The organism is Streptomyces aurantiacus (assembly GCF_001418335.1).
Classification (GTDB): Bacteria; Actinomycetota; Actinomycetes; order Streptomycetales; family Streptomycetaceae; genus Streptomyces; species Streptomyces aurantiacus.
On the sequence record NZ_LIPP01000356.1, the window covers coordinates 1 to 2,886 of the forward strand.

The 2,886-nt window shown below is 70.8% G+C and carries 3 protein-coding genes; 2 read left to right on the forward strand and 1 reads right to left on the reverse strand.

What is annotated here, in order from left to right; translation table 11 throughout:
• Window positions 1-180: 180 nt before the first annotated feature.
• The gene (pgfA, locus tag AOK01_RS34975; protein WP_055518842.1) at window positions 181-1,158 is read right to left on the reverse strand and encodes a cell envelope lipid trafficking protein PgfA; all 978 of its coding nucleotides are present in this window, start codon (window positions 1,156-1,158) and stop codon (window positions 181-183) included.
• A 296-nt stretch (window positions 1,159-1,454) separates the two neighbouring features.
• Here pgfA and AOK01_RS44235 point away from each other — a divergent pair, with 296 nt between their 5' ends.
• Complete coding sequence (locus AOK01_RS44235) at window positions 1,455-1,607, forward strand: hypothetical protein (protein ID WP_169800173.1); 153 nt, start codon at window positions 1,455-1,457, stop codon at window positions 1,605-1,607.
• 2 nt (window positions 1,608-1,609) lie between these two features.
• Entirely contained in the window at window positions 1,610-2,851 is a 1,242-nt protein-coding gene (locus AOK01_RS34980; protein WP_055518844.1) for a PucR family transcriptional regulator, read from the forward strand.
• Window positions 2,852-2,886: the final 35 nt, after the last annotated feature.

Sequence of the window (2,886 nt, forward strand, 5' to 3'; positions counted from 1 at the left end):
GTCCAGGGGGGTGCGGGGTGCGGGGTGTGGGATGTGGAGGGTCCGGCTGTGACGGGAGTGTGGGTGGAATGTGTATGTGAGTGGGCTGTGTACGGGTGGGGTGGACAGTTTTCGCCCGCTGGTTCGATGCGGCTACTCACCGAAGTGACAAGTTCGGGGCTTTGTCGGGCTGACGCCTCATCACATCGTGAGCGGCTGCTGGGAGCTCTCGGGCGTATCGGGATGTGAACGTCCGCGTGTGACCAAAACGGCACCGACGACAGCGAGGACGAACCCGGCGATCGCGGCCCCCAGCGGCAACGTACGCCCCACCAGGCGCAGCAGACCGCTGTCCGTGTCGGCGAGATCCACCTGCTCCCGCTGGGTCTCGGGGGTGAACGCGATCCGCTCGCTGTCGAGGAGCACGACGGCGTCCTTCTCGCCGCCGGGCGCCCGGAGCGTCTTACGGGGCCCGATCGCCGCGTAGATGATCCGGCCCGTGCGCTGGTCGGCGACGAGTTCGACGCCGTGGTTGGAGTACCACTCCTCGGCGAGCACCTGACCGGCGTCCGGTACGCCCACGAGGGTGCCCGGTACGAGCCGGGTGCCGGTCTTGGTGGCGGGGACGGTGCCGGTGAAGCGCAGGCCCTCGTAGCCCTGGACGCGCTTCGTGCCCTTGTAGGCCAGCGTGACGGTCGAGCCGAGCGTGTTGTCCCACCAGATGTAGGAGCGTTTCTGCACGTCGAAGGGGAACTTCAGATACGCCTCGCCCTCGAAGTACGGCTTCTCCTCGCAGCAGTGGACCGGCTCGTTCGTCTTCCGGTCGGTCACCCAGCGCTCCATGGTCCACTGGAGCGAGTCGTGCGGGTCGGCCGCGGGCAGTGACCTGTCGGTGTCGACGGACGTGGACACGTCCCAGACCGCCCGGCCGCTCTTCTCGCTGTCGGAGACGTCACCGCGGACCTGCCGGGTGATGGTGATCTTCTTGTCGTGGACGGTCTCGATCTCGTCGGTGTCGAAATAGCTGCCCGTACCGGTGAAGACGGTCGTCGTGTCGATGTCGACGGGCGTGCGCTGGGCCCGTGGCTCGACGTACCAGGCGAGCAGGGGGGCCAGGACGAGCAGGAAGACGCCCAGACCCAGGATGATGAGCGAAAAGGGGGTGGCTCTACGGCGCATCCGGGCACTCCAGGGGCTCGTGGTGACACGGAACGGACGTGTGCCGGCACGGTGGGGGAGGGTGCACGTGCGGTATGGGCCGGGAACCGTAGACGGACCCTTGACGAGGTGTCAATGCGTTGATGACACTGAGGACTTGCCGGCGCTGGGGAGCTGGGTGGGCCGCGCCCCGAAGGGGCGCGGGGAACTGCGCGATCAGCCACGATCGACCCGCAGATTCCGACCGCAGATTCCGAGGGCGCTCCCAGCGGAGCGCCAAGGTGGGAGTGACCTTTCGACAGAGAGGCTGACCCGCGATGCCCAGACCGCTCGCCGCCCTGCTGACCGTGGTCGTCGCCGCCGTCCTCGCCGTGGGCGCCGCCCTCGGTGTCGTCGCACTGCTCGACGCGACCCCCGACCAGCCGAACACACCGCTCATCACCTACGAGACGGCCGGCCGGGAGCGCTGACGATGGCCCTCCGACAGGGACCCGTCATCGTGCGCTCGGCCTGGCGCGACGTACCGCGCCTCCAGGTACGGGAGTTCGCCGAGCTCGCGATGGCCGAGGCGCCCGTGCTCGCCGAGGAGATCCTTCAGGAGATCCGGCACGAGTACCCCCATCTGCCCGTCGTGCTCGACGACTCCGGCGAGCCGATGGCGCTGATCGGCATCCGCCGGGCCATCGAGGTGTTCGTCCAGCACCTGGAGACCGCCGAGGGCCGGCCGCGCGTCCACCCCGAGGTGTTCCAGGAGTTCGGCCGCGGCGAGGGCCTGAACGGCCGCAGCCTCGACGCGCTCCAGGCGATCTACCGGCTCGGCGTACGGCTGGCCTGGCGCCGGTTCGCCGAGATCGGGCAGCGCGTGGAGATCCCGCCGCCCGCGATGTACGAGCTGGTCGACGCCGGATACGAGTACCTGGACGGGCTGGTCGACCAGTCCGTACGCGGCTACGCGGAGGCCGCCGCCCGGCAGGCCGGGGAGCGGCTGCGCCTGCAGCGCCGGCTGATGGAACTGCTGCTCGCCGAGCACCCCCGGTCGGACCCGGCCGACGCGCTCTCCGAACGGGCCGCGCGGATCGGCTGGCCGCTGCCCGGCAAGGTCGCGGTCGGCGTACTGCTGCGGCCCGCCCGGGAGGCCGTCGCGCCCGCCGTGAGCCAGGGCGTACTGCTCGACATGGAGTACGAGCAGCCCCGCATGGTCGTGCCCGAGCCCGACGCCGCCGGGCGCCCCGAACTGCTGCACCGGGCGCTGACGGGCTGGGCGGGCGCGATCGGCCCGCCCGTGCCGCTGTCCGACGCGGCGAAGTCGCTGCGCTGGGCCGAGGCGGCGGTACGGCTGATGGAGCGCGGGCTGCTGCCGGCGGGGGAGGTGCTGTACTGCACCGAACACACCGAGGCGCTGGTCCTGCTCCAGCCCGAGGAACTGATCGACGACCTGGCGCTGCGCTGCCTGGAGCCGCTCGCCCACTGCGGCCCCACCCACGGGCGGCGGCTCGCGGAGACCATGCTGGCCTGGCTGGAGACACGGGGCGGCGCGCCCGAGGTGGCCGCGCGCCTTGGGGTCCACCCGCAGACCGTGCGGTATCGCCTTCGGCAGATACGGGAACTGTGGGGGGACGAGGTCGATGACCCGGACCGGCGGTTCGAGCTGGAGCTGGTGTTGCGGGCGCAGCGGTTGCGGGGGGAGCTGGGGGATCCGCGTGCGCGGCGCTGAGGTTGCTGTTTCTTTTCTTTCCCACCCACCCTGTC